Annotated in this window: 22 protein-coding genes; 7 read left to right on the top strand and 15 right to left on the bottom strand. The window is 56.6% G+C overall.

The features are described from left to right. Position 1: 1 nt before the first annotated feature. The 4 genes from ACR0BZ_RS15665 to ACR0BZ_RS15650 are packed head-to-tail and all read left to right on the top strand — an operon-like array spanning position 2 to position 4,267. Positions 2 to 895, top strand: a complete 894-nt coding sequence (locus ACR0BZ_RS15665) for a 2-dehydro-3-deoxygalactonokinase (RefSeq protein WP_480773644.1) — start codon at positions 2 to 4, stop codon at positions 893 to 895. Beyond that, the gene (locus ACR0BZ_RS15660) at positions 892 to 1,497 is read left to right on the top strand and encodes a 2-dehydro-3-deoxy-6-phosphogalactonate aldolase (RefSeq protein WP_480920692.1); all 606 of its coding nucleotides are present in this window, start codon (positions 892 to 894) and stop codon (positions 1,495 to 1,497) included. The genes ACR0BZ_RS15665 and ACR0BZ_RS15660 overlap by 4 nt, the downstream gene beginning before the upstream one ends. Then, positions 1,494 to 2,354, top strand: coding sequence for an SMP-30/gluconolactonase/LRE family protein (locus tag ACR0BZ_RS15655; protein WP_480920691.1), 861 nt, complete (start codon positions 1,494 to 1,496; stop codon positions 2,352 to 2,354). Before ACR0BZ_RS15660 ends, ACR0BZ_RS15655 begins: the two co-directional genes overlap by 4 nt. After that, positions 2,351 to 4,267, top strand: a complete 1,917-nt coding sequence (locus tag ACR0BZ_RS15650; protein ID WP_480920690.1) for a beta-galactosidase — start codon at positions 2,351 to 2,353, stop codon at positions 4,265 to 4,267. Before ACR0BZ_RS15655 ends, ACR0BZ_RS15650 begins: the two co-directional genes overlap by 4 nt. 43 nt (positions 4,268 to 4,310) lie before the next feature. On the opposite strand, the gene ACR0BZ_RS15645 is transcribed toward ACR0BZ_RS15650, so the two are convergent. From ACR0BZ_RS15645 to ACR0BZ_RS15605, 9 genes are all read right to left on the bottom strand, one after another. Then, positions 4,311 to 5,579, bottom strand: coding sequence for an ABC transporter permease (locus ACR0BZ_RS15645; protein WP_480588610.1), 1,269 nt, complete (start codon positions 5,577 to 5,579; stop codon positions 4,311 to 4,313). Further along, positions 5,576 to 6,496, bottom strand: coding sequence for an ABC transporter permease (locus ACR0BZ_RS15640; RefSeq protein ID WP_209597330.1), 921 nt, complete (start codon positions 6,494 to 6,496; stop codon positions 5,576 to 5,578). Before ACR0BZ_RS15640 ends, ACR0BZ_RS15645 begins: the two co-directional genes overlap by 4 nt. Positions 6,497 to 6,508: 12 nt before the next feature. Continuing rightward, positions 6,509 to 7,621: an ABC transporter ATP-binding protein gene (locus ACR0BZ_RS15635; protein ID WP_480483654.1), complete on the bottom strand. Its 1,113-nt coding sequence runs from the start codon at positions 7,619 to 7,621 to the stop codon at positions 6,509 to 6,511. Between the two features lie 116 nt (positions 7,622 to 7,737). Continuing rightward, entirely contained in the window at positions 7,738 to 8,862 is a 1,125-nt protein-coding gene (locus tag ACR0BZ_RS15630) for an extracellular solute-binding protein (protein ID WP_209507630.1), read from the bottom strand. Between the two features lie 124 nt (positions 8,863 to 8,986). After that, a complete protein-coding gene (locus ACR0BZ_RS15625) occupies positions 8,987 to 10,972 on the bottom strand; it encodes a beta-galactosidase (RefSeq protein ID WP_480920689.1) in 1,986 nt (661 codons plus the stop codon). Then, positions 10,969 to 12,615 carry an amino acid ABC transporter permease gene (locus ACR0BZ_RS15620; protein ID WP_480920688.1) on the bottom strand — a complete coding sequence of 549 codons (1,647 nt, stop codon included), beginning with the start codon at positions 12,613 to 12,615 and terminating at the stop codon, positions 10,969 to 10,971. The genes ACR0BZ_RS15625 and ACR0BZ_RS15620 overlap by 4 nt, the downstream gene beginning before the upstream one ends. Before the next feature lie 66 nt (positions 12,616 to 12,681). Next, entirely contained in the window at positions 12,682 to 13,431 is a 750-nt protein-coding gene (locus ACR0BZ_RS15615; protein ID WP_480920687.1) for a basic amino acid ABC transporter substrate-binding protein, read from the bottom strand. 22 nt (positions 13,432 to 13,453) lie between these two features. Next, on the bottom strand, positions 13,454 to 14,500 hold the full coding sequence (locus ACR0BZ_RS15610) for a LacI family transcriptional regulator (protein ID WP_480605626.1): 1,047 nt from the start codon (positions 14,498 to 14,500) through the stop codon (positions 13,454 to 13,456). Then, the gene (locus tag ACR0BZ_RS15605) at positions 14,500 to 15,249 is read right to left on the bottom strand and encodes a sugar phosphate isomerase/epimerase family protein (RefSeq protein ID WP_480920686.1); all 750 of its coding nucleotides are present in this window, start codon (positions 15,247 to 15,249) and stop codon (positions 14,500 to 14,502) included. Before ACR0BZ_RS15605 ends, ACR0BZ_RS15610 begins: the two co-directional genes overlap by 1 nt. Positions 15,250 to 15,311: 62 nt before the next feature. On the opposite strand from ACR0BZ_RS15605, the gene ACR0BZ_RS15600 reads away from it, so the two are divergent. The 3 genes from ACR0BZ_RS15600 (at position 15,312) to ACR0BZ_RS15590 (ending at position 17,706) form a co-directional block, all read left to right on the top strand. Further along, entirely contained in the window at positions 15,312 to 15,599 is a 288-nt protein-coding gene (locus ACR0BZ_RS15600) for a family 1 glycosylhydrolase (RefSeq protein WP_480833218.1), read from the top strand. Between the two features lie 91 nt (positions 15,600 to 15,690). Then, complete coding sequence (locus tag ACR0BZ_RS15595) at positions 15,691 to 16,740, top strand: glucokinase (RefSeq protein WP_480833217.1); 1,050 nt, start codon at positions 15,691 to 15,693, stop codon at positions 16,738 to 16,740. Positions 16,741 to 16,779: 39 nt separating this feature from the next. Next, on the top strand, positions 16,780 to 17,706 hold the full coding sequence (locus tag ACR0BZ_RS15590) for a carbohydrate kinase family protein (RefSeq protein ID WP_480487376.1): 927 nt from the start codon (positions 16,780 to 16,782) through the stop codon (positions 17,704 to 17,706). A 124-nt stretch (positions 17,707 to 17,830) separates the two neighbouring features. Here ACR0BZ_RS15590 and ACR0BZ_RS15585 read toward each other — a convergent pair whose 3' ends face one another. The 6 genes from ACR0BZ_RS15585 to bioB are packed head-to-tail and all read right to left on the bottom strand — an operon-like array spanning position 17,831 to position 23,210. Next, positions 17,831 to 18,586 (bottom strand): methyltransferase domain-containing protein, encoded by a 756-nt coding sequence (locus tag ACR0BZ_RS15585; protein ID WP_480920685.1) that lies wholly within the window; start codon positions 18,584 to 18,586, stop codon positions 17,831 to 17,833. Next, positions 18,583 to 19,203, bottom strand: a complete 621-nt coding sequence (locus ACR0BZ_RS15580) for a pimeloyl-ACP methyl esterase BioG family protein (RefSeq protein ID WP_480487372.1) — start codon at positions 19,201 to 19,203, stop codon at positions 18,583 to 18,585. Before ACR0BZ_RS15580 ends, ACR0BZ_RS15585 begins: the two co-directional genes overlap by 4 nt. Next, positions 19,200 to 20,486, bottom strand: a complete 1,287-nt coding sequence (gene bioA, locus ACR0BZ_RS15575) for an adenosylmethionine--8-amino-7-oxononanoate transaminase (RefSeq protein WP_480920684.1) — start codon at positions 20,484 to 20,486, stop codon at positions 19,200 to 19,202. The genes ACR0BZ_RS15580 and bioA overlap by 4 nt, the downstream gene beginning before the upstream one ends. Beyond that, positions 20,483 to 21,103: a dethiobiotin synthase gene (gene bioD / locus ACR0BZ_RS15570; protein WP_480920683.1), complete on the bottom strand. Its 621-nt coding sequence runs from the start codon at positions 21,101 to 21,103 to the stop codon at positions 20,483 to 20,485. Before bioD ends, bioA begins: the two co-directional genes overlap by 4 nt. Beyond that, positions 21,100 to 22,233 carry an 8-amino-7-oxononanoate synthase gene (locus ACR0BZ_RS15565; RefSeq protein ID WP_480920682.1) on the bottom strand — a complete coding sequence of 378 codons (1,134 nt, stop codon included), beginning with the start codon at positions 22,231 to 22,233 and terminating at the stop codon, positions 21,100 to 21,102. Before ACR0BZ_RS15565 ends, bioD begins: the two co-directional genes overlap by 4 nt. Then, positions 22,230 to 23,210 (bottom strand): biotin synthase BioB, encoded by a 981-nt coding sequence (bioB, locus tag ACR0BZ_RS15560; protein WP_480899904.1) that lies wholly within the window; start codon positions 23,208 to 23,210, stop codon positions 22,230 to 22,232. Before bioB ends, ACR0BZ_RS15565 begins: the two co-directional genes overlap by 4 nt. Between the last annotated feature and the right edge of the window lie 48 nt (positions 23,211 to 23,258).

Here is a 23,258-nt window from a genome sequence, read left to right as displayed (position 1 = left end):
AATGAATACTGACTGGATCGCCGTTGATTGGGGCACATCTCACCTGCGGGTCTGGGCCATGCAGGGGGCAACGGTTCTGGACTGCGCGCAGTCCGACAAAGGTATGGCACGTATCGGAACAGGCAGTTTCCAGACCGCCCTGTTGGACCTTGTTGAAAACTGGCTGAAGGATGGCCCCATCGATGTGATCGCCTGCGGTATGGTCGGTGCACGCCAAGGCTGGGTCGAAGCACCTTATTCTACCGTTCCGTCGCAGCCCTTGCCGCAAGTACCGGTCCGTGTTCCCAGCACAGACCCGCGCATCCGGGCCTTCGTCATACCCGGATTAAAGCAATTGACCCCGCCGGATGTGATGCGGGGCGAAGAAACACAAATCGCGGGATTTTTGGGAACTCGCCAGAACTGGGATGGTGTCCTCTGCCTTCCAGGAACCCATACGAAATGGGTTCAGGTCAGCGCAGGTGAAATCGTGAGCTTTCGGACGCTCATGACTGGAGAGCTTTTTGATTTGTTAAGTGCGCAATCTGTTCTGCGGCATTCTATAGGTGGAGGATGGGATGAAGATGCCTTTGCAGATGCTGTGGCGGATACATTGTCCAAACCCGAACAGTTGGCTGCGCGCCTGTTCGGCTTGCGGGCTGCAGACCTGCTGCACGATCAGGACAAAGACATCGCGCGCGCACGGCTGTCCGGACTGCTTATCGGTGCTGAATTGGCCGCCACTCGTCCATATTGGCTGGGCCAACAACTGGCTATCATCGGCGCAGAAGCCGTATCGCGGGTCTATGCGGCAGCGCTGAGACAACAGGGCGCTTTTGTTGAGACTGCAAACGCCACCGAAACAACCCTGGCCGGGCTGGCGCTGGCGCGCAACATGACAAGGCAAATCGCATGAGCCGCCCCATCATCGCCATTCTGCGTGGTCTGCAACCACAGGAAGCCGAGGCGGTTGGCAGAGTTATCATCGATGCAGGGATCGACCGGATCGAAGTTCCACTCAATTCGCCTGATCCGCTCGACAGCATTTCCATTCTGGCCGAAGCTTTCGAAGATCGCGCCCTGATTGGCGCTGGTACTGTACTAACGGTTGATCAGGTGGACGCAGTTCGGAATGCCGGCGGCAAGCTGATCGTGTCACCCAATTATGATACTGATGTGATCAAACGGTCTGTGGCGTTGGGGATGCAAAGCTGGCCGGGCGTTTACACGCCGACCGAAGCGTTTGCCGCTCTCAAAGCAGGGGCCACAGGATTAAAGCTGTTTCCTGGTGTCATGGCTGGCCCTTTAGGGCTCGCAGCACTTCGCCCCGTCTTACCCAAGGAAACACGCGTCTTTGCCGTCGGCGGTGCCGGGCCTGAAAATTTCGACCAATGGATCAAAGCCGGAGTGGATGGATTCGGGATTGGATCAGCGCTGTACAAACCCGGCATGGATACAGTCGAAGTCGCAGAACGCGCGGGGCAAATCGTGGCAGCCTTTGACAAGGCGGCAGGATGAGTACGGTCTTTGACGACCGCCCATGCGCGTTGGGCGAAGGTCCGCTATGGCACCCCGCTCGGCAACAGCTTTTCTGGTTCGACATTCTCAACAAACGCATGATGACGCGCGAAGGCGAAAATCAGATAAGCTGGGATTTCGATGAGCATGTGTCTGCCGCAGGCTGGGTGGATCGTGACACATTGCTTTTGGCGTCGGAAACGGGTCTTTGGCAGTTTGACTTGAAGTCCGGGCATCGAGCGCTGGTCACGCCGCTTGAGGCAGACAACCCAATCACCCGCTCGAATGACGGTCGCGCTGATCCCTGGGGCGGTTTCTGGATCGGCACGATGGGTAAACAGGCTGAAGCCGGGGCCGGATCAATCTATCGGTTCTGGAATGGTACACTCAGATGTCTCGTGCCGGGTGTGACGATTTCCAATGCAATCTGTTTTGCACCGGATCGATCCGTGGCCTATTTCTGTGACACGACGGTCAGGCAGGTCAGGCGCTGGAGCTTGAATGCAGAAAGCGGATGGCCGGAAGGGGAAAACACGGTATTTCTGGACCTACGCAAAGAAGGCCTGAACCCGGATGGTGCGGTGGTTGATGCCGACGGCAACATCTGGGTCGCGCAATGGGGGATTGGACGTGTCGCGGCCTACACGCCCGAAGGTCAATTCCTGAAGGCCATTTCCTTCGACGCGTCACATACGTCCTGCCCGGCCTTTGGTGGCGACGGCTTGGGCACGCTGTTCTGCACCTCGGCACGGCAGGGGTTGAGCAACGCGGATATTGAATCCCAACCCACCAACGGCATGACCTTTGCAATGCCAAACGCGGGGCGAGGGCAGGCAGAACACAGGATCATATTATGAAGCCGGAACTTGGTGTGTGTTACTACCCTGAACACTGGCCCGAGGCGATGTGGGCGGAAGATGCCGCGCGCATGGTGGACACTGGCATCTCGTGGGTGCGCATAGGAGAGTTCGCCTGGAGCCGGCTGGAGCCCCACCCCGGAACCCTGCAATTCGAATGGCTGGACCTTGCGGTTGAAACACTTGGCAAGGCGGGATTGAAAGTCGTGCTTGGCACACCAACAGCAACGCCACCGCGTTGGATGCTGGACAAACATCCGGACATGCTGGCCGTGGATGCACATGGAAACGTGCGCAAATTCGGGTCACGGCGACATTATTGCTTTAGCCACCAGGGTTATGTCGATGAATGTGTCCGTATCGCAAGGGTCCTGGGGAAGCGCTATGGTCACAACCCGTATGTGGCGGCATGGCAGGTCGATAATGAGTATGGGTGCCACGACACAACCGTCAGCTATAGTACCCCGGCTCTGAACGCATTCAGGCGCTGGCTGGCTGTTCAATACAGTTCCATAGAACAGCTGAACAAGGCCTGGGGAAACGTGTTCTGGTCGATGGAGTACCGTAGCTTCGATGAGGTTGATTTACCCAATCAAACTGTAACCGAGCCTAACCCCGCTCATGTACTGGCGTTCCGTCGGTTCAGTTCAGATCAGGTTGTGGCATTCAACAAAGCTCAGGTCGATGTGTTGCGACCTTTGACCGATGCGCCGCTGTTGCACAACTACATGGGCCGTATTCTGGATTTCGACCATTTCGAGGTTGGCGCGGATCTGGATATTGCGACTTGGGACAGTTATCCGATCGGATTTCTATCGGACCGATTGGAAGATGACGAAGCCCACAAGACCGCCTTTCTTCAGCAAGGCGATCCGGACATGCAGGCGTTTCACCATGATCTTTACCGGGCAGTAGGCCGTGGCCGATGGTGGGTGATGGAACAACAACCCGGTCCTGTGAATTGGGCGCCCTATAACCCGGCACCCCTGCCCGGAATGGTACGGTTGTGGTCGCTTGAGGCTGTCGCCCACGGTGCTGAGGTTGTGAGCTACTTTCGATGGCGCCAAGCCCCCTTTGCACAGGAACAGATGCACGCGGGTTTGCTGACACCGGACAATCGCCCTGCCCCTGCCTTGCACGAGGCCCGTCAGACAGCGGATGAGCTATCCACATTGGGCGAGGTGCATCAGGCGCAATCCAAAGTTGCCATACTGTTTGATTACCCCTCGGACTGGGCCTGGACATCGCTACCGCAAGGAGCAGGCTTTGATTATTTCCGGTTGGTCTTCTCAGCTTATCGTGCATTGCGCCGGGCGGGGTTGTCGATTGATTTCGTTTCGTCCAATGACCTGTCCGCGCATTATGCACTGATCCTTGCCCCCGGACTGGCAACGATTGACCCGGATTTGGAGCGTAGGTTAACGGACAACTCGGATCTGGCAATCCTCGGCCCGCGCAGCGGCGCAATTACCCGTGATTTCCAGATCCCCGCCGCTGGTCGACCTGGCCTGAAAGGGTTGGACTGCAACGTGGATTTGGTCGAAACACTGCCCCCCGCTGTCAACCGGACGGTCCGAGGCGGCGGCGCGGCACAGCATTGGATTGATCGCCTTTCAGGATCAGCCGAAGAAACTCTGAGGTTTGATGACGGAGCGCCTGCGCTTATGGCAGGGGACGGGCTTTGGTATCTTGCAGGCTTCCCAAACGAAATATTATGGGATCGAGTCGTCGGCTTGGCTGCGAAAGAAACGGGATTGAGCCTGAAGCCAATGCCGCCAGGACTGCGACTACGTGAGACAGCCGACCACATGTTCCTGATCAACTATAACGCTGAACCGGTGGTCTGGAACGGGTCAATCATCGGCAGTTGTGATGTGAAAATCCTGAAGCGCAACCTGCCCGGACAGAATTGAATCCTGTCCGGGCAGATGCGTTGGTTGCCGCTTGGCACAGCGATCAGTCGCTTTTCAGGCTGTTGGGGTCAAACACCCCTCCAAAACCACTGTTGTTGGATGGCTCACTCTCGGATTCAGAAGCACCTTCGTTGCTTTCATTCTCGCTGCCATCCAGCGAGTTCGGAGCGAAGACATTACCAAAACCGCTGTTATTCGACGGCTTTGGCGCGGTTTGGGCATCACCCTGCCCGGCTTTTTCCGCCTCCTGCTGTTTGCGGCGTTCCTCACGCTGCTTGCGCAGCTCCTGAATGCGTTGTTCCGCTTCCAGCTGCTTTTGCTCGCGAACATCGGCAATGCATTGCGCCGGACTGTAGGTCGCCGCTGTGCCAATAACGGTGATCGTTACAACCGCAAATGCGACCAACAACACGGCGGCCATGTTACCGGCAAAGAAACTTGGCAGCTTGATCTTGCCAGCCAATTCCTCGACCGTTGCGTTCTTACGCGCCGCTGCCACCAGTTCCTGACGTTTAAGCTTGGCTTCGTTCAACAGCGCGAAGAAAACCGTCAGCGCAACGATAATGAATGCCAGCGCCGAGATCGCGGGTGTGATGCCGTAGCGGACCTTCTGAGCCAGCTCAATCGTCAGCGTCGGGTATTCACCAAAGGTGAAAGTGGTGGTGTTGTAGTTCTCGAACGAGGCCAAGAATGCCAGCACCGCCGCCGAGGCGATTGCAGGGCGCATGAAGGGCAGCAGGATCTTGCGGAAAGCCTGTGCATGGCTGGCCCCAAGGTCCAGTGCCGCCTCGGTCAAGGCAACATCGTACCGTTGCAACCGCGCCACCAGCACCAGCATGCAGTAACTGGCGATGAAGGTGGATTGGCCGATCACCGTCAGGAAGATGCCGTTTGACAGAAAGCTGTCTGCACCCAGCCCCAGCATCCGGTTGATCCGGTCCCAGAAGACCAGCGTCGAGATACCAAGTACCACACCGGGGATCAGGATCGGTGCGATGATGACAGTATAGTAGGTCGCGCGAAGCTTCGGCCAGATCTGGGTCAGCATCAGCGCGCCTGCCAAACCCATCGCCACGGACAGGATCACTGTGCCGATTCCGATGATCAGCGAGTTCTTGATACCGTTCAGGATACGCTGATCCTGAAACAGTTCGCCAAACCATTGGAATGTCAGACATTCCCATGGGCTCATCCGGGGGAAGCCGGACGAGTTGAACGCGGTGATCGACATGATCACAAGCGGGCCCAGCAGATACAGGAAGAAGATCGCCAGATAGACCCAGATGCTTATACGGAGGAAGGAATTGTTCATTTCCCGATATCCCCCATGTTCACTTTGAACAGGCGCATCATGGCCAGCACGAACAGAATACAAGTGACCAGCAGAACGATTGCGTAGGCGGCGCCCTGTGGCCAGTCGTTGTTGTCATTGAACTGCTGATAGATCAGTTGGGTGAACCACAGACTGGACGGCCCGCCCAGAATTTGCGGCGCAGCCAACGCACCGGCGGACAACATGAAGACCATGGTACAGCCCGAGCTGATCCCCGGCTTGGCATAGGGAATGACCACACGCCAATGTATCCGCCACCAAGGCGCCCCAAGGTCGCGTGCTGCTTCGATCTGGTTTTTGTCCAGACTTTCAATCACGTTATACATCGGGAAAATCATCAGCAGAATGTAGGCGTATCCCAGACCCGCATAGAGCGCGATGTCATTGCGAATGAAGTCGAACGGCGTATCCCAGATGCCCAGTCCCGTGAACAACGTGTTCAACACACCTGTTTCCCCAAAGATGATGCGCAGCGCAAAGGCGCGCAGGATTTCGTTTATCCAGTAAGGGATGATCAGCATGATCGCAAAGATACGAATATGGCTACCTTCGGCCTGACCCAGGTAATAGGCAATTGGATAGCAGATGATCAGGTTGAAAACCGTCACAAAAACCGCAGCCACAAGAGTTCGGAAAAACACCCTCAGATCAACGGTGTTGTAGTCCTGACTGCCGCCTTCGGGGCCATAAATCAGATATTTGTAGTTCTCTAGCGTATATACGTCTTTGGGTCCGCCGATCTCTGGCGGCGGCAGGTTCGGACGGAACGAGAAGTCCAACATCGACAGCTGCGGAAGGATGATCAGGCCGATGGTCCAGAACAGAACCAGACCCAGGATCGCCACTCCCATGCCGGTGCCGTTGCGATTGAAGAAGTCTTTCAGAAACTGGGGCATGAGTTTTTCCCCTTATTCTGCAGCCAGTTCACCCGCAGGAACGATGACGGCATTATGCGTCTTGTATTCCAACGTGATGTTCTGTCCGGTGTGGTCCTCGAAGGATTGTCCATGGTTCGGGATCGACACCTTGATCTCTTTTCCACCTTCACCTTCGGTAAAGATGTTGAAGACGTTGCCTTCGAATTCTTCGTGGTTGACCCGCGCGGTAACAAAATGGTCACCCGAAGCCCCCTCGGGCGCAATGGCGAAGGCTTCGGGACGAATGAACATCATCGCACTATCGCCTTCTTTCATCTTGCCTTGGTTGGCGGTCGATATCCGTGCAACCAGGTCGCCCGAGCGGTTGGTCGAGATCAGCGCCTCGTTGCCCATGACCTGTTTGATCTTGCCACGGAAAACGTTGTTTTCGCCGACAAATGAGGCCGCGAAAGCCGTGTTGGGATCGTTGTAGATGGTTTTACCGTCGGCAATCTGGTCAATCACACCTGCACGCATGACGGCGATATTGTCTGACATGGTCAGCGCTTCACCTTGGTCGTGTGTGATGTAGATAAAGGTAATGCCCACCCGCTGCTGTATCTCACGCAGTTCCGTTCGCATGTGCTGGCGCAGTTTGAGGTCAAGTGCCGACAAAGGTTCATCAAGAAGCAGAACATCCGGCTCGGCGCAAAGGGCGCGAGCGATGGCCACTCGCTGACGCTGACCCCCCGATAATTCGCTGGGAAGTTTGTCGCCTTGCCCCGGCAGCGCGATCATGTCCAAAAGCGCATCAGCGCGCTTGCGCCGTTCGGCGCTGCTGGCACCTTTGATTTCCATCGAGAACGTGATGTTCTCCCAGACCTTCATCAAGGGAAACAACGCCAGGTTCTGAAAGATCAGCGCAGTGGGGCGTTTGTTAGGTCCGATGCCCCGCATGTTCTTGCCGCCGATCAGAACATTGCCTTCGCTAGGCTCGAGAAAGCCGGAAACAGCCCTTAAGATCGTTGTTTTTCCGCAACCCGAGGGCCCGAGGAACGAAAAGAAATCGCCCCCGTTTATATTGACGTTTGCATCGCGCACGGCGACGAAGTCACCGAAACGGATCCACAGGTTTTCCAGATCGACTCCGACCCCTGCACTCATTTTTGGTATCTCCCTGAGGTGCGTGCTGTCACCACACCACATAGCTTTCCGTTACGCCGGAGCGGCGCACAGATTGTTGCCCCTCGCAGGTCGCGAGGGGCATGGATTCAGATCGCTTATGCGCTCTTGAACTTGTTGACGAACTCGGTCCGCGTTTCAGCATACCACGGTGCTTCGGCCGGCCACGGATTGAGGTTGGCCAGCGAGTCGCCCGGATAGGCCTCGGCAAAGTTCTTCTTGTAGGTGTCGCCTGAATACTGGTCAGCCCCCAGAACAGGAGAGTTGTACCCGTGGCTGTCGATGGCAACACCGGCAGGTTTGGCCTGATAGGCGAAGTCGATGAAGGCATAGATCTGGTCGATATTCGCCGCACCAGATGGAATCGACATCCCGTCAACCCATGCCATCGCCCCTTCGATGGGAGCCTGATAATGCACCGGTTCACCAGCCGATTTCAGTGCAAGTGGCGGGCCGTCCCAGGTCTGACCGACAACAACACCTTCATTCAGAAGACCGTTTTTCTGCGTGTCGGCATCGTTCCAGATCAGCTTGATGCGATCCTTACGTGCAATGCACCAGTCGGTGATCTGACCCCAGACCTTGCGCATGGTTTCTTCATCGCCATATGCGGCCCAGACCGAACCCGGTTCCATCTCGCCGGAACGCTCCATGTAAAGACCAGCGCCAAGCATCATCGAATGCGCGCGGCCCATGGTCTTGCCTGCGTTTTCTTCCGACCAGACGTCGCCATAGGATGGTGCGTCCCCAGCCGGCAGCCACAAGTCGGTGCGGTATGCAATACCTTCGGTGCCCCAGATATGCGGCAACCAGTGGACCCCGGCGCCGCCAAAGTTCCAAGCATCCGTACCGATTTTGGCCATGGCAGGGTTCACCAAGTCGACCGGAACCTTGTTCATGTCAAAGGGCTGCAACAGCTCCAGCGGCTCCCACTGCAACGAGCGGTTGTTGGTCGGTGAGACGATGTCAAAGCCCTGACCTTTGGTTGCCTTCATCTTGTTGATGATTTCTTCGTTTGAGCCGATCCCGGTGTAGTTCACCTTGATGCCAGTAAGGGTCTCAAACTCTTCGATAAAGCTGGGCGGCAGGTAATCCGACCACATCAGGATGTTGATTTCACCGGACGACGCCAGTGCGCTCTTGCTGTAAAGAGGCGCGGCAAGTGCCGCGGCACCCGCTCCTTTCAAAACAGTGCGTCTGGAAAGTGATGATTTGGTAACCATAGTGTTCTCCCGTTGTTGGACTCGATTTTTTTGTTTTCTATTCATAGGACTTTCTGCGCCCATCCGTCAGTCCAAAAGTGACAGTTTGCGAAAATCTTATGTCCAGTTTCGCGATTTGACACGTCTAAGCTGAATTATGAGGCGCCGCATTCTCCTGCCAAACGGTAATGTCCTTTGGATTGACCGGATCTGAACCAAGCAAAATTTGACGTGCAAGGCCAACAGGCAAAGGCTTTGAAACGTCACTGAAGTTGAACGCGTAGTAGGTCGAGCCGCGTTGGGTTATGCGCAAATCGGGATCGCAAGGCGTTGCATTTATCCCAGCCCAGTTCAGTACCTCACCGACAATCGCTTGCAAAAGCTCATTACGCGGAACCATTGCCAGATAGGTCGTGCGGTCAGAACGGATGACCGCCGGGCTGGCATCGCAATAAGCGCTCTTGAAGCGGGCCAAAACGTGCTCTTTGGTTTCGACGATTTCACGCCAGCCCGTGAATTCGAGTTGCTGACCATCGGGAAGAATCACAGCCTCCTGCGCAAGTGAAGGGAGTGATTCGACGCGCGTGACACGGATACCTGTTAACTTTGCCAGTTCGCCCGGAGCCAGATTGGAAGGAGTGTTCATCCCGGATGTCTTGCTGCCGGAACGGGCACCTATCAGTATCTTGGCTCCCGAAGCGTCAAGCTTGTCTGCAAGGTCAGCCGTCACGATCATGCTTTGCGGTAACACGATGAGGGCGTAGTCGCTCAGTTCATCTTCAGGGCCAACAAAATCAAGATCGACCCCAAAACCACGAATTGCAGTGTACCACTCGCGAAAAATCTGAGCATTGGGGAAATCCTTGTCGTGCGGCAGAATATCCGCCGCCCAGATCGAGGTATAATCCAGCAGCATTGCAACCCGTGCTTTTGCCCGTCTCTCGGGCGGCAACGTTGCGCGATCCTTCACGATCTGGGCCAATTCAACAGCGGCCTGATCCAGGCTGCCATCCGACCGCAATATCGCAGTATGGTATTGCTCTTGCGCAGATTTTGCCTGCCTCCAGCGAAAAAACATCACGGCTTGCGCGCCGTGTGCATAGGCCGCCCAAGTCCAAAGCCGAACCATCCCCTCTGCCGGAGACGGATTCTTATCGGCCCAATCTACCGGACCCGGCTGCTGTTCCAACACCCACATCCGACCGCGCCCCTGACTGCGATATAAATCACAATGAAAACCCTGATAATCCGGTGCGCCGGTGCGCAAATAACGGCGCTTTTCTTCATCCGAAAGGGTAGAGCCCAAAAGGTTCCCCAGTGGGTAGCTGTCGAACCCGATAATATCCAGATCAGCAGCCACGGCGTGGTGATCGAATTCGAAACTGCTTGCCATGAAGTTATGGGTGATATCCCGCCCCGGCGCATATTTGCGCAGAACATCCACCTGCGTTTTGTTGAACAGACGAACCCGTTCTGAAGAATAGCGCGCAAAATCCAGCGCGTGGGCTGGGTTGGGCGTGGCGACCAGCCCGTTGGGCAGTTCGACCTGACCAAACCGTGAGTAAAGCGACCCCCAGAAAACGGTTCCCCACGCGTCGTTCAATACGTCGATTGCACCATATCGTTCCTCCAACCAGTTCTGAAAACCAGTCCGCGCGGCATCGGAATAGCTGAGAACTGTATCGTGGTCGTTATACTCATTGTCGATCTGCCACGCTTGTACATACGAATTCTGACCATATCTGCGAGCGTATTCGGTTGCGATCCTTTGCGCCTCGGCCAGATAAACCTCACTGGAAAAACAATAATGCCTGCGTGAACCGAACCCTCTGACCCGACCATCCGGCCCAACGGGCAGGATTTCGGGATACTCATCGATCAACCATTTGGGGGGGGCGGCCGTTGGGGTGGACATCATGACCCGTAGTCCAACCTGCCCCAATATCTCGATCACCTCATCCAGCCAGTCCCAGTGAAACTGACCGCGCACGGGTTCGATCAGGCCCCAGGTGAATTCAGCAATCCGCACCCAATCCAGCCCCATGTCCGCCATTCGGGCGGCATCGTCTCGCCATTGCGAAGGGTTCCACTGTTCGGGGTAGTAACAAACCCCAAGTTCTAGCGCGCTCATCGTGTGTCCTTTGCTGTGCGTCGTTCGATCCACTTCAGGAAACTGGCGCAGCCGAGTGTGAGAACGACATACAGGATTGCTGCCGTGTTGAAGGGGGCAAAGGGCAAAAAGCTAGCCGCCTGAAATTCGCGCATCCTCTGGGTCATGTCGCGGACGGACAGGATAGACAGCAATGACGTGTCCTTGATCATCGCGATGAACTCGTTGCCAAGCGGTGGAGTTACAATCCGAAGGGCTTGCGGCAGAACAATAAGCCGCGCCGTATGCCATCGCGACAAACCCAGAGAGCTGCCCGCTTCCAATTGGCCTTTCGGTATCGCCTCGATCCCGGACCGGAAAATTTCGGCCATATAGGCGGAATAGCCAACCGAGATCGCGATGATCCCCCGTGTCATATTGGTCATATCGATTCCGCCGCCGGTAACATCCTTGACTGCGCCCGCCAGCGGCAAACCGATATAAAGAATGATTACCAGCATCGGAATGCCGCGTATCGTATCCACGAAAAATTCGGCCCCGACCGCAAGCGGATGCAGCTTATGCTGAGCCCCGCCGATGGTCAGTGTCAGCAACAAAAACCCGAGCACGGCAAATGCCAGGGCTGGATTGCGGTACTTGTCGGGTAGAAATCTTGTTTGCCACAGGACCGGATAACCTTGCGAATGCGCCTCCTCCGGGATAAAAGCGCCCGAGACACTGTCGACCGTTTCGATTTGTTCAAGCGCGGCAGTGGCATCGGTTGCGCTGCGGATGCGATACTGCTGACCGCCGGCCCCATCGAACTCGCCAAACCGGATAATGTCAGCCTGCGCCTGCGGCGTGCCGCGCACAACCGCGATACGCCCCTCGGTGCTGCCCACCAGAACAAAGCTGACCTGCGGCTGCATGAAGAAAAAGGCCGAGGCTGCCAGCAATGCCAAACTGATCGAACCATAGACGACCGTAGTACGCGCCTTTGGTTTAAACGATTGCAACCCGACCCAGACCAAACCAAGAATGGCCGCGAAGATATAGGCAAAGATGGCCGCGCGGAAAGTAATGGCCACCCCGGTCGCGAACTGCCAATGAGCCATGAACATGAGATAAAACAGAACCGCGCCTGTGAGACTCTCCAACCCCAACAAGACGCGCCCGCGCCAGGACGGCAGCAAACGTGCCGACAATAGGCAAAGTGCGACTACAGCTGCGTAAACCGCCAGGATAACCTGTAATCCCGTCTGAACCCTGGCGATCACGTCCGGAAACAGTACCCAGGTCTGATTGGACCGATCGATGAGGGGCGAGGTGTTTTCGCTGAGCGCATGAAAGAAGACCGACTCGACAAATGGCATCAGAAGTTGCGGAGAAACAAAGCTGATGACCAAAAGCGCCGCAGCAGCCGGTAACGCGGCAAGCGCGCAGAGCCGCAACCAGCCGGGGGAGTTCTGTGAAAACCGCACGTAGCGTGCGCAAAGATATCCAAGGATCGCAACGGTCGCAATCAGCAGAAATCCAACAAAGATGGCCCCCGCGTCTGTGCCGATCCCCAGAATTGCGACCAGAGACCGCAAGTATTTTGAGGATGTGGCGAACAGGTAGATAATAAAGGGCGCTGCTGCGAGCAACACCAGGTTACTCGGGCGGATCGTGCTGAGGCGCGACATGGAACTTCTCCGCTATGACAAGGCCCGGCGGCACTGGCCGCCGGGCCAAAAAAGGGCGCTAATGGATCAGTTGGTGCCCCAGTATTTGGCTGTCAGCTCGTCCAGCGTTCCATCCTCCTGAATGGCCTTCAGACCGGCGTTAATAGCGTCCACCGTCGGATCGCCTTCCTGAAACACGATACCCAAAGGATCGGATTGCAGGCCTGTGATGCCAACAGTCAACTCGCCCGCAAATTCCTGCTCATAGGCCGCCGCCGATGTGCCATCGATGATCACTCCCTGGACGTCTGCGTTCTGAAGCGCCAGAATGGCGGCCGAGAAGTTGTCGTAAAGGCTGACATTCTCGCGCCCGACAAGCTCTTCCGCCAATTGGGCGTTGGTCGTCGCGGTTTGCGCGGCCAGTTTCTGGCCACCGGCTTTGAAGTCCTCAAGTGTCATGTCAGAATTATCGACCTGCAACAGAATGGCTTGGCTGACAACGATGTAAGGCTCGGAAAAGTCCATGGTTTCTTCGCGTTCCGGGGTGATCGACACGCCCGAGATAACCAGATCGAACTCACCCTGTTGAAGGGCCGCAAAGATACCATCCCAAGCGGTGTTTACGAAATTGGGGACGCAATTGACCTTCGCGCAGATTGCATTCATCACATCGACGTCAAAGCCCACGATCTCACCGGTTGTTTCATCCACGGTTTCCATCGGTGGGTATGTCGCATCGGTTCCGATTTTCAGAACACGACCTTCCAGGTCGGCAGCAAAGGCCGCTGGAGCCATCAGTGTTGTGAGTGTTGCAGCGGCAAGTAGGTTTTTAAACATTTTCAGGTACTCCTTTGTTGGATCAGGTGGTTTGCGCCGCATCCGGCGCCGGGGTGTCAGGTTGCCGCTCGATCAATGAGGCCCTGATCTTTTTCTGAATCTCGGACGGATCGACCCCGTCCAAAGCTTTCAACATGAACTCACCCAGCAGACGGCTTGTTTCAGCAATCGGCAAGTAATAAGTGCTGGGTGGCGGTACAAAATACTGGCTGAGCTTCAAGTCGTCGTTCGAGATGACCACAACGTCCCTTCCAACCTGCACTCCGGCTTTATCGGCAGCTGACAGCGCCCCAAGGGTTATGGCCTCATTAGCGCAGATGATGGCGCTCGGCGGTTTCGGCAACTCCATAAGCGTAGCAAATTTCTGCTGACCGGATTCCGCGGTGGTCGGGCCGGTGGAAACCAGTGTCGGGTCGAACTCCACACCGCATTCTGACAGCGCATCAGCATACCCCCTGCGGCGTTGCTGCGCATAGATCAGGTCATCCGGCGGGTTTATCAAAGCGATGCGGCGATGCCCCAGCCCAAGCAGCCTGGCGGTGGCATCATAAGCCGCTGCCTGACTGTCGAGATCCACATAAGGATGCGGTTGGGGGCTGTCGCTCATGCCGTATGTGACAAAAGGAAAGCCCTGCCCCTGCAGATACGCGACGCGTTCATCATGAACACGTGTGCCGGAAAAGATCACGCCATCAGCCTGCCCTTCCTGCACGATGGACTTCAACGTCTGCACCGCAGCCTCGCCATCACATGTGCTGAATACGCTCAACTGATAGCGTGTTCCTATTAGCGCATTGGATATACCGGCTAGAATACGCGTAAACTCTACACCTTCCCACTCTTCCGCAGCATCGTTCGAAACACTGACCATGACCCCGATTCTATAGGATTTATTGGTGCGTAGCTTCAGGCCATCCAGATTCACCCGGTATCCCAGATCCGACGCAACTTTTTGAATCTCTTCCCGGGTTTCCCGTTTCACCGATACGGAATCCCGCAAAGCATTCGAGACTGTGCCAACGGAATACCCAGTACTTCTGGCAATCGATTTGATCGTCGCCCGCGCCATCACCCAAACCCTGCCAATTGTTCCGTCAAAAATGACCGACCCGTTTGCAGGGTGCGCACGTGATCATCGGTTTCGTCATGTTCGACAAACAGGTCCGTGCAGTTGGTCGAGGCAAGTGCACGCAGGGTTGCGTTCCAGTCAACTACGCCTTCGCCCAAATCGCGCCAGCGCACGTCACCTGTTCCGCCTGCTGGGTCGATATCCTTTGCATGCACGGACAGGATTCGATTGGCGTGGCGGCGGATCGCGTCCGCCGGATTCAGACCAGCCGCAACCAGCCAACCGATATCTGGCTGCCAAAAGACGTCTCCGCCGGAAAGGATCAGATCAAGAGGTGTGTCGCCAGCCTCACCGATAAGATCAAAATCATGATTGTGATACGCAAGGCTGATACCATGATCTGTCAGTTGGTTTGCCCATTTGGACAACTGGCCCGACACCGCCCTCCATCCCTCTTCAGTGTCGGGCCGCACCTGGGGCGCCAGCCAAGGCATGACAGCCACCCGGCATTCCATTAGGTTTAATACTTCGACGATATCCGTAAATCGCCCTTCAAACTCTTCCCAATCAAAATGTGCTGACCGAACATTAAGGCCTGACCCGATAATAATGCCCGCCATCTGAGCGGGGGTCAGGCCATGCAAGCCGGTGGTTTCGACATCTGAATACCCGCAGTTCGCAACCAATTGCAGTTGATCTGCAAGATCACCGCATTGCCGCACTGTGTAGAGTTGGGCAGAAACTCGCATCCTTCACCATTGAAACGTTTCAATTAGGGTGAATTACGAGCTGCACCCTTGTCAAGCGCCGTATGGTTGCGATCTGTATGGCCAGCCCTGAGAAGGGGCTCCGAACCTTTGCCCAAAACCCAGATGGGGTGGGCAATCGAGCCTTTTTTTTCAACCGATTTCAGATCCAAACAATGAAGGGCTATACGAGCGGGCTACCAATCTGTATCACCGAAAACGGTATGGCGAGCGGGGAACGTCTTCAGAATGATGATCGTATGGATTATCTCAACCGACACCTGGCTGCCGTAAGGGACGCTTTGGCACAAGATGTTCCGGTAAAGGGCTGTTTTGTCTGGTCACTGCTGTGACAAATGCGATTGGGCCTTCGGATGTGGAAAAAGGTTTGGACTGGTGGACGTGAATTTTGAAACGCTTGAGAGAACACCCAAAGCGTCTTTCATGGCGCTCAAGTCTGCCCTTTCCGGGGGTCAGAACGTCTCTCAGCCGTTAGCGCAACCATCCAGTGCAGTGCATGAGCATTGGAATCTGGTTGCTGACATAGGGGGCACCAACACGCGGCTGGGCGTGGTTACGAACGGAGAGCTGACAGACCTGCGCAAGCGCCCAACGGGGACACTGGAAGATCTGCTGGAAGCGTTTCACGCGCTTCGGGATGAAATCGGAACAAATCCACAGGCGGTTGTGGCGGCGGGGGCGGGCCCAGTCCGGAACGGCACGATTCGGCTGACAAATGCCAATCTGGACCTGTCCGAAGCCGAATTGGCCAAGGCCACTGGTGCCAGTCATACGTTTGTAATTAATGATTTCACCGCTGCAGCGTGGTCGGTGGCAGAAGTAACCCAGAAAGATGTTGCCGTCTTGCAAGGTCACGCGACACCGCCAGCAGGCACGCGATTGGTGGTGGGCCCCGGCACAGGGCTTGGCGTGGGGGCGTTGCTGTTTTCCGAGGGCCACTATCACACAGTCTCTGGTGAAGGTGGGCATGTGGGTCTGTATCCGCGTCACCGCGACGAAGTTGACATCTTTGAAGCAGCCCGCAGCATTGCGCCCGAGTGTTTCTTTGGTGACAGCCTCGCGCTGGAAGCTGAAATGTTCCTGAGCGGTACGGGCTTGCCTATCCTCTATCAGGCGATCGGGCTGGCGGCAGGCCATATACAGACCCCAACGCGCTCGGCGAAAGACATTCTGCTTGATGCCCGCGACCGTTCTGACCCAATCGCGGTACAGGCCGCTCGGATGTTCAACACCCATCTGGGGGCTTTGATGGGCGACATGGCTGTCACACTGATGCCTGCAGGCGGAGTGTTTCTTGTTGGCGGTGTCGCAGAAAAGAACCGCTGGTTATTCGGTGATGAGTTCAGAGAGGCGTTCAACGGCGGTGGCCGTTTCAGCGAACTGCGCCGCTCATTGAACCTGTATGTGTCCGAGCAAGCAGAATTCGGCATCATCGGGGCGAACAATTTCTGCAAGAACGCTTTGATGCGATAGCAAGTCTTCCTGACAAAAAATTCTGAAAAGGACTACGAAATGATCCTGTGCTGTGGTGAAGCCCTGATCGACATGATTTCCGAGCCGACAGCGTCGGGCGCACAAGGATTTGTACCGCACACAGGTGGGGCGATATTGAACACGGCGGTCGCAGTCGGTCGTCTGGGTGTTTCCGTCGGAATGCTGACCGGCGTGTCGTCTGACATGTTTGGCCAACAAATTACAAAGGCGCTGAATTCAAGCCATGTTGACACGTCACATGTGATTGTCTCTGACCGCCCCACGACCCTTGCCTTTGTACAGCTTAAAGACGGTCACGCCACTTACAGCTTTGTTGATGAAAACACCGCCGGACGAATGCTGCAACCCGAGGACATGCCAGACCAGCTTACAGCCGTGTCCGCCTTATATCTTGGGGGTATCAGTCTGGCATGTGAACCCTGCGCGGATGCCTATGCCTCACTTCTGAATCGCCACGGAGCGGATCGCGCAGTGATGTTGGATCCGAATATCCGACCGGGCTTCATCAAGGATCAGACCCGGTATCGAACCCGTCTGAACCGCATGATTGCGCAGTCCGATATTGTGAAGGTTTCAGACGAAGATCTTGACTGGATCATCCCGGGAGCCGAACCCGAGGCCGCCAAAGCGTCTCTTTTGTTGCAGACCGGTCCGTCAGCCCTCATCGTGACCAGGGGTGGCGACGGGGCGAATGGGTACCTGGCCGACGGATCCAAGGTTTCGGTTCCTGTGAAACCTGTTCAGGTTGTCGACACAATCGGCGCGGGCGACACGTTTAACGCTGGTGTTCTGACTGAACTCAGCCGCGCAGGGCATTTGACAAAGCAGGGGCTGCGCAATCTGACCTCTGAAAGCTTGCGGGCGGCCATGGCGTTGGGCGCAACTGTTGCCGCCGTAACAGTATCACGCGCCGGGGCAGAACCGCCCTGGGCACATGAGATTTGATTGCCTGCATAAACCCGAAAAAACGAACTGGTGACAATCGCTTCAAGGCCGAGGGCCGTGGCTGCGGAGATTGCGACCGTCTGGCAGTCGCACAAACTATGTTAAACCACGGCAGAATTACCACCTATCGCTTCCGGGCAATGATCCACACGGGATGATATGTCAGTGAGACCCCGCGATCCGTGCCGAACTCCTTAGCGTATTCTTTTTCGAACCGAGCCAGCGTGGACTTGGTCCATATCCCTTGCGCCCTGCCGTTTACACCTGTTCTTCGCAAATACCTAAGTACCTCGCGGGGCGTATCGAAATAGGTTTGTCTCAGGCTTTCACCAGCGGCCAATACCTGCATCGGCCCGTCGACAGCAGCGGCAAGAGCAGCTGGCGTAGTAAGGCCCGGTGCACGCGCTGAAGATCCGATCGCGCTAAGCTCTTGATATTGCTGAGGGCCAAAACCCGAAACCGCCAACCACCCGCCGGGCTCCAGCGCGTCCATCGCTTTGTGAAGCAATTGCAACGGGCTTTCCATCCATTGGATCATCGAAGCCGAGGCGATCAGATCAATCCGGGAAGGCCAGTGAACTTCACGTGCATCACCGGCAATGAACTTGGCCTGTTCCGCATCAGCCGTTGCCTGAGCCTGCGGCGCGATGTCGTTCAATATGAGGTTTGGCAGGTGAAATTTTTGTCGCATCAGACGGGTCAGATGCCCTGTGCCACATCCCAGCTCGAAGACAGCTTCAAAGCGGTCCGGGGCTCCGGCACGACGCAGTTCGGACACCAGCTTGCCTGCGACCCAGGCTTGCTGATTTGCTGTGTCGTGGTAGGTTTGAAAGCTTCGGCTAAAGCTCCGCTGCACCCTTTCTGCCAGTTGCGCTGTCATGATACCCAACTCGCCCAACTTTGCCCCCGTAGGAATGGTACGTGCGGCCCCGCCACATGCTCGACTCGGGCCGAGGTTGAGGCCCATGCCGTTTCTTGGGCCGATGTCGGAATGATCCGGTCGTTTGTGGGTATCCACACCCTGTCAAAACCCGGATCAGGGGCAGACCCACGTTGGATCACGGCAAATAGCTCCTGTTGCGACGCTGCGATGTCCAGTTCCGGGGGCTCGCCTGGCAACCCCGCACGGCGGCAGAACTTGGCGAAGCTGCGCTCGGAAAGCTGAGCCGCTGTTGCCTTGGTCATGTCAGGCGCAATGCCACGCTCCGGGCACGCCGGGTGCAAAGTGCCGCTGATGGCGATCAAACGGTCGGGACGAAACCCCGAGCACGCCAGCCAATGCGCAGCCGACGCGACACCAAAGGAAAAGGCCAGCATGTCTATGTGATCGAAACGGGAGAGATCGGGCAGGGGATCATCGAGGCTGGTGTAACCTTCCACCAACAGGATATTCCCGCCCCCCGCAAGACCCCGGAACGGAGCATCGCCCAATGCCCATCCACCGAACACAAGGGTCAGAGTACTGTCACCTGATCGCGCCAGCCAACGGCTTTTCATTTCTGCCCCCCAGCCAGAGCAAGCATCGCGGACGTTACCCTGCTCAGTTCGTCAGGTGAAATAACATAGGGAGGCATGCAATAAATATTGCGAGCAAACGGGCGCAACCACACACCGGTTTCCGTAGCCAACCCATGTGCGATGGAGGGGTCGACCCGCTCATCCATCTCGATGACGCCAATTGCGCCGAGCACGCGCACATCTGTAACACCGGGAAAATTGCGTGCGGGCGCGAGTTCGGCCTTCATCTGCTGCGAGATTGATGCAACTTCCTGCTTCCAGTTTCGCTGTTGCAACTGGTCGAGGCTCGCCACCCCTGCCGAACAAGCCAGAGGGTTGGCCATGTAGGTGGGACCGTGCATCAAAACTCCGGCCTCACTTTCACCGATCCCACGAGCGACGGCCTCAGTCGCGATAGTGGCGGCCAAGGTGATATGCCCACCGGTCAGCGCCTTGCCAAGACACAGGATATCCGGAACCACCCCGGAGTGATCCATTGCAAACATCTCGCCACTGCGTCCGAAACCGGTCGCGATCTCATCGAAAATCAGCAAAACGTCATGCGCATCACACAAGGCACGCGCCCCACGTAACCAGGCGGGGTGATAGAAATACATCCCACCTGCGCCCTGCACCACCGGTTCAAGGATCAGCGCGGCGATCCTGTTGCCTTTGTAGTTCAGCAACGCCTCCAGCGGCTCCAACCCGTTCTCGGAAGGGTCGTCGAGCCACACATCGCCGAACTGGATGTGAGGGCGTGGCAGAAAGTGCTGGATCGACAACGCACCGCGAAACAGACCATGCATCCCGTTGACGGGATCACAAACGCTCATCGCTTTCCATGTGTCGCCATGATAGCCACCCCGGATCGTGGCAAATTCAGACCGTTCGCCCCGGCCTTTGGCAATCTGGTACTGGACTGCCATCTTCAACGCGACTTCAATCGCGACCGAGCCGCTGTCGCTGTAGAAAATGCGATCCAGGCCATCTGGCAGAAGGTCGACCAACCTGCGCCCGAGTTCCACGGCGGGTTCGTGGGTCAGACCGCCAAACATCACATGCGGCAGTGTATTCAGCTGCTTTTGCATCGCATCGATGATGGCCGGGTGCCTGTGGCCATGCACCGTACACCACCAGGACGACATTGCGTCGATCATTCTGACGCCATCAGCACGCGTCAGCCAGACACCTTCTGCCCCGGTAATCAGGTGCATCGGGCCGGGTTCAAGCACATGTGTATAAGGGTGCCACAGGTGGCACGCATCAAATTCCAACGGGGTCACAAGAACCTCCGAATGGTCGCCACATCGATTGCCGAAAATGCGCTGTTCAGGCGCTGCGGTGTCAGGTCGCTCAGAAATGGCAGGCGTCCCAGATGATGCACTTTACACATCTCGACGATGGTTTGCTCTACGTCCGGCACGGGGTCACCCACGAATGCGACGCCGACAACCTCGCAGCCAGCAGCCCGAAGCGCCATTAGGGACAATGTGGTGTGGTTGATCGTTCCCAAGGCGGTGCGCGCTACAAGAACAACCGGAGCCTGCCATCCGGCAATCACGTCCAGAAAGAAGGACTGGCGGTTCAGCGGCACCATGAGGCCCCCTGCCCCTTCGACAACCAGAGGCCCGTCCACTTTCGGAATTTCAAGACGCGAGAGGTCAATCTCAACGCCCATGTCTTCGGCAGACAGATGCGGTGAGGCGGGCATGTTCAGCCGGTACGCTTCGGGCAGGACCTCGGCACCGCTCAGCGCGCTGACGGTTTCAGTGTCTGTAACATCCTCAAGACCAGACTGAACAGGTTTCCAGTACCGGGCCTGCAACGCTGCCGCCAGACCAGCCGAAAACACGGTTTTTCCAACACCTGTGTCGGTTCCGGTAACGATCAGCGCGCTCATGCGGCCTCCGACTGACAGATTGAGATAGTGGTGAACAAGGCCGTGATATCCTGAAGGGTGACGTTTCCGGTAATCGAGACGCGCAAACGGGATGTGCCTTTTGGGACAGTGGGCGGGCGGATGCCCCGAACGTCAAAACCCTGCTGCTGCAAAGTGGCCGCCATCGCCATTGTGCGCTCGTCATCTCCCAGTACAACCGGGATGATCTGACTGTTCAACGCGGCGGCGGGCAACCCCAGTTCCCGTGCGATGTCATGGGCATGGCGCATACGTTCATGCTCGCCTTCAACCAGACTGACATCCTCGGCCAGTTCCCGTAGCGCAGCACGAACCAGAGCAGCGTTCAAAGGCGACGGAGCGGTCGCAAAGATGAAGGGACGCGCGCGGTTGATCAGGGTATCTATCATCACGCGCGGACCGCAGATCAGCCCACCTGAGACACCAAGCCCTTTACCACAGGTATGCAATGTCAGCAGATCAGCATTCAGGTCATGCGCAAGACCCCTGCCTCGTTGTCCGAAAACACCGGTGGCGTGGGCCTCATCAACAACCAAAACTGCATCAGCTTCGCGCGCAAGTACGGACAAGTCTTCCAGCGGCGCCAGGTCACCTTCCATAGAATACACGCTTTCGACCGCAATCCAGACCTGACCCGAACCGCCTGTAGATTGCCAGTCGCGCAATACGTTGCGTGCATCCGCAACATCATTGTGACGGAAGGCACGCAGGTCCGCGCGGCTGGACCGCATACCTTCATGGGCGCTCGCGTGGACCAGCGCGTCATAAAGGACCAAATCCTCAGCCGCTGGCAACGTGGAGAAGATTGCCTGATTGGCCTGGAACCCGCCTCCCATGAACAGCGCGGCCTCAGCCTCAAAGAATGCGGCCGCTTCCCGCTCCAGCGCTTCATGTTCAGGGTGGTTGCCCCGCAACAGACGTGAACCTCCCGAACCTACAGGCACACCCCGCGACAGCGCATCATGTGCCGCACGTTGTAACACTTGAGATCCGGCAAGACCCAGATAGTCATTCGACGCGAAATCCAGCCCTTGCGTCGGGATCAAGGCCCGGCGGCGGTGCCGGGCTTGAAGCGCATCAAGCATCGATTCCAGTCGGTTGACTGCTTTCATTCGGCAGCTTCCGTGCAGTTTCGCGTTTCGGCTTTTTCAGCTTGCAGGCCAAGTTTGGCAAACAGGACCGCGTCGGTGTCTTCTTCGGGGTTTTCTGCTGTCAGTAGCGTTTCGCCAACAAAGATCGAGTTGGCACCGGCGAAAAAGCACATCGCCTGCATCTCGTCACTCATGTCGCTGCGTCCGGCCGAAAGCCGCACATAGGACTTGGGCATCAGAATGCGGGCCGTTGCAATGATCCGCACAAAGTCGATCGGATCGATCGGCTCGGCGTCGGCAAGCGGGGTATCGGCCTGCGGCATCAACATATTGATCGGCACCGAGTCCGGCGGAGGCGTCATGTTGGCCAATGTCAGCAACATGTCGATACGGTCGCCAGTATGTTCACCCATCCCCAGAATGCCGCCCGAGCAAACCTTGATCCCGGCTTCCTGCACCCGGTTCATCGTGTCAATCCGATCCGCAAAAGTACGGGTGGTGATGACTTCGGAGTAATAGCGTTCCGAGGTGTCGATGTTGTGATTGTAATAGTCCAAACCGGCATCGCGCAGCTGCACCACCTGGGTGTCGTCGAGCATACCCAGCGTCATGCAGGTTTCCATACCCAGTTCCTTGACGCCCTGGACCATCGCGACCAGCGCATCCATGTCACGCGCCTTTGGCTCGCGCCACGCCGCCCCCATGCAAAACCGGGTCGCGCCGCCATCGCGAGCTTTCTTGGCCTCGGTAAGAACGCGCTGAACCTCGATCAGCTTCGACGCGGGCAAGGTTGATCCATTGCGGGCTGATTGCGAGCAATAGGCGCAATCCTCGGCGCAGCCACCAGTCTTGATCGACAATAGCTTCGAGGTCTGGATCTGGTTCGGATCAAAGTTTTCGCGATGCACGGTCTGCGCACGAAACAAAAGATCCATCAACGGAAGATCGTGAATAGCTTGCGCAGTTTTACGGGTCCAGCCGGAGTGTGGGATGATCATTTTATCTATAAAACTTTCTGCAGCTTGCGTTGCTGTGGATTTATTATC

Source organism: Ruegeria sp. P8 (genome assembly GCF_056534665.1).
The sequence above is the reverse complement of the archived record's forward strand: the minus strand, read 5'-3'. Positions and strand labels throughout refer to the sequence as shown.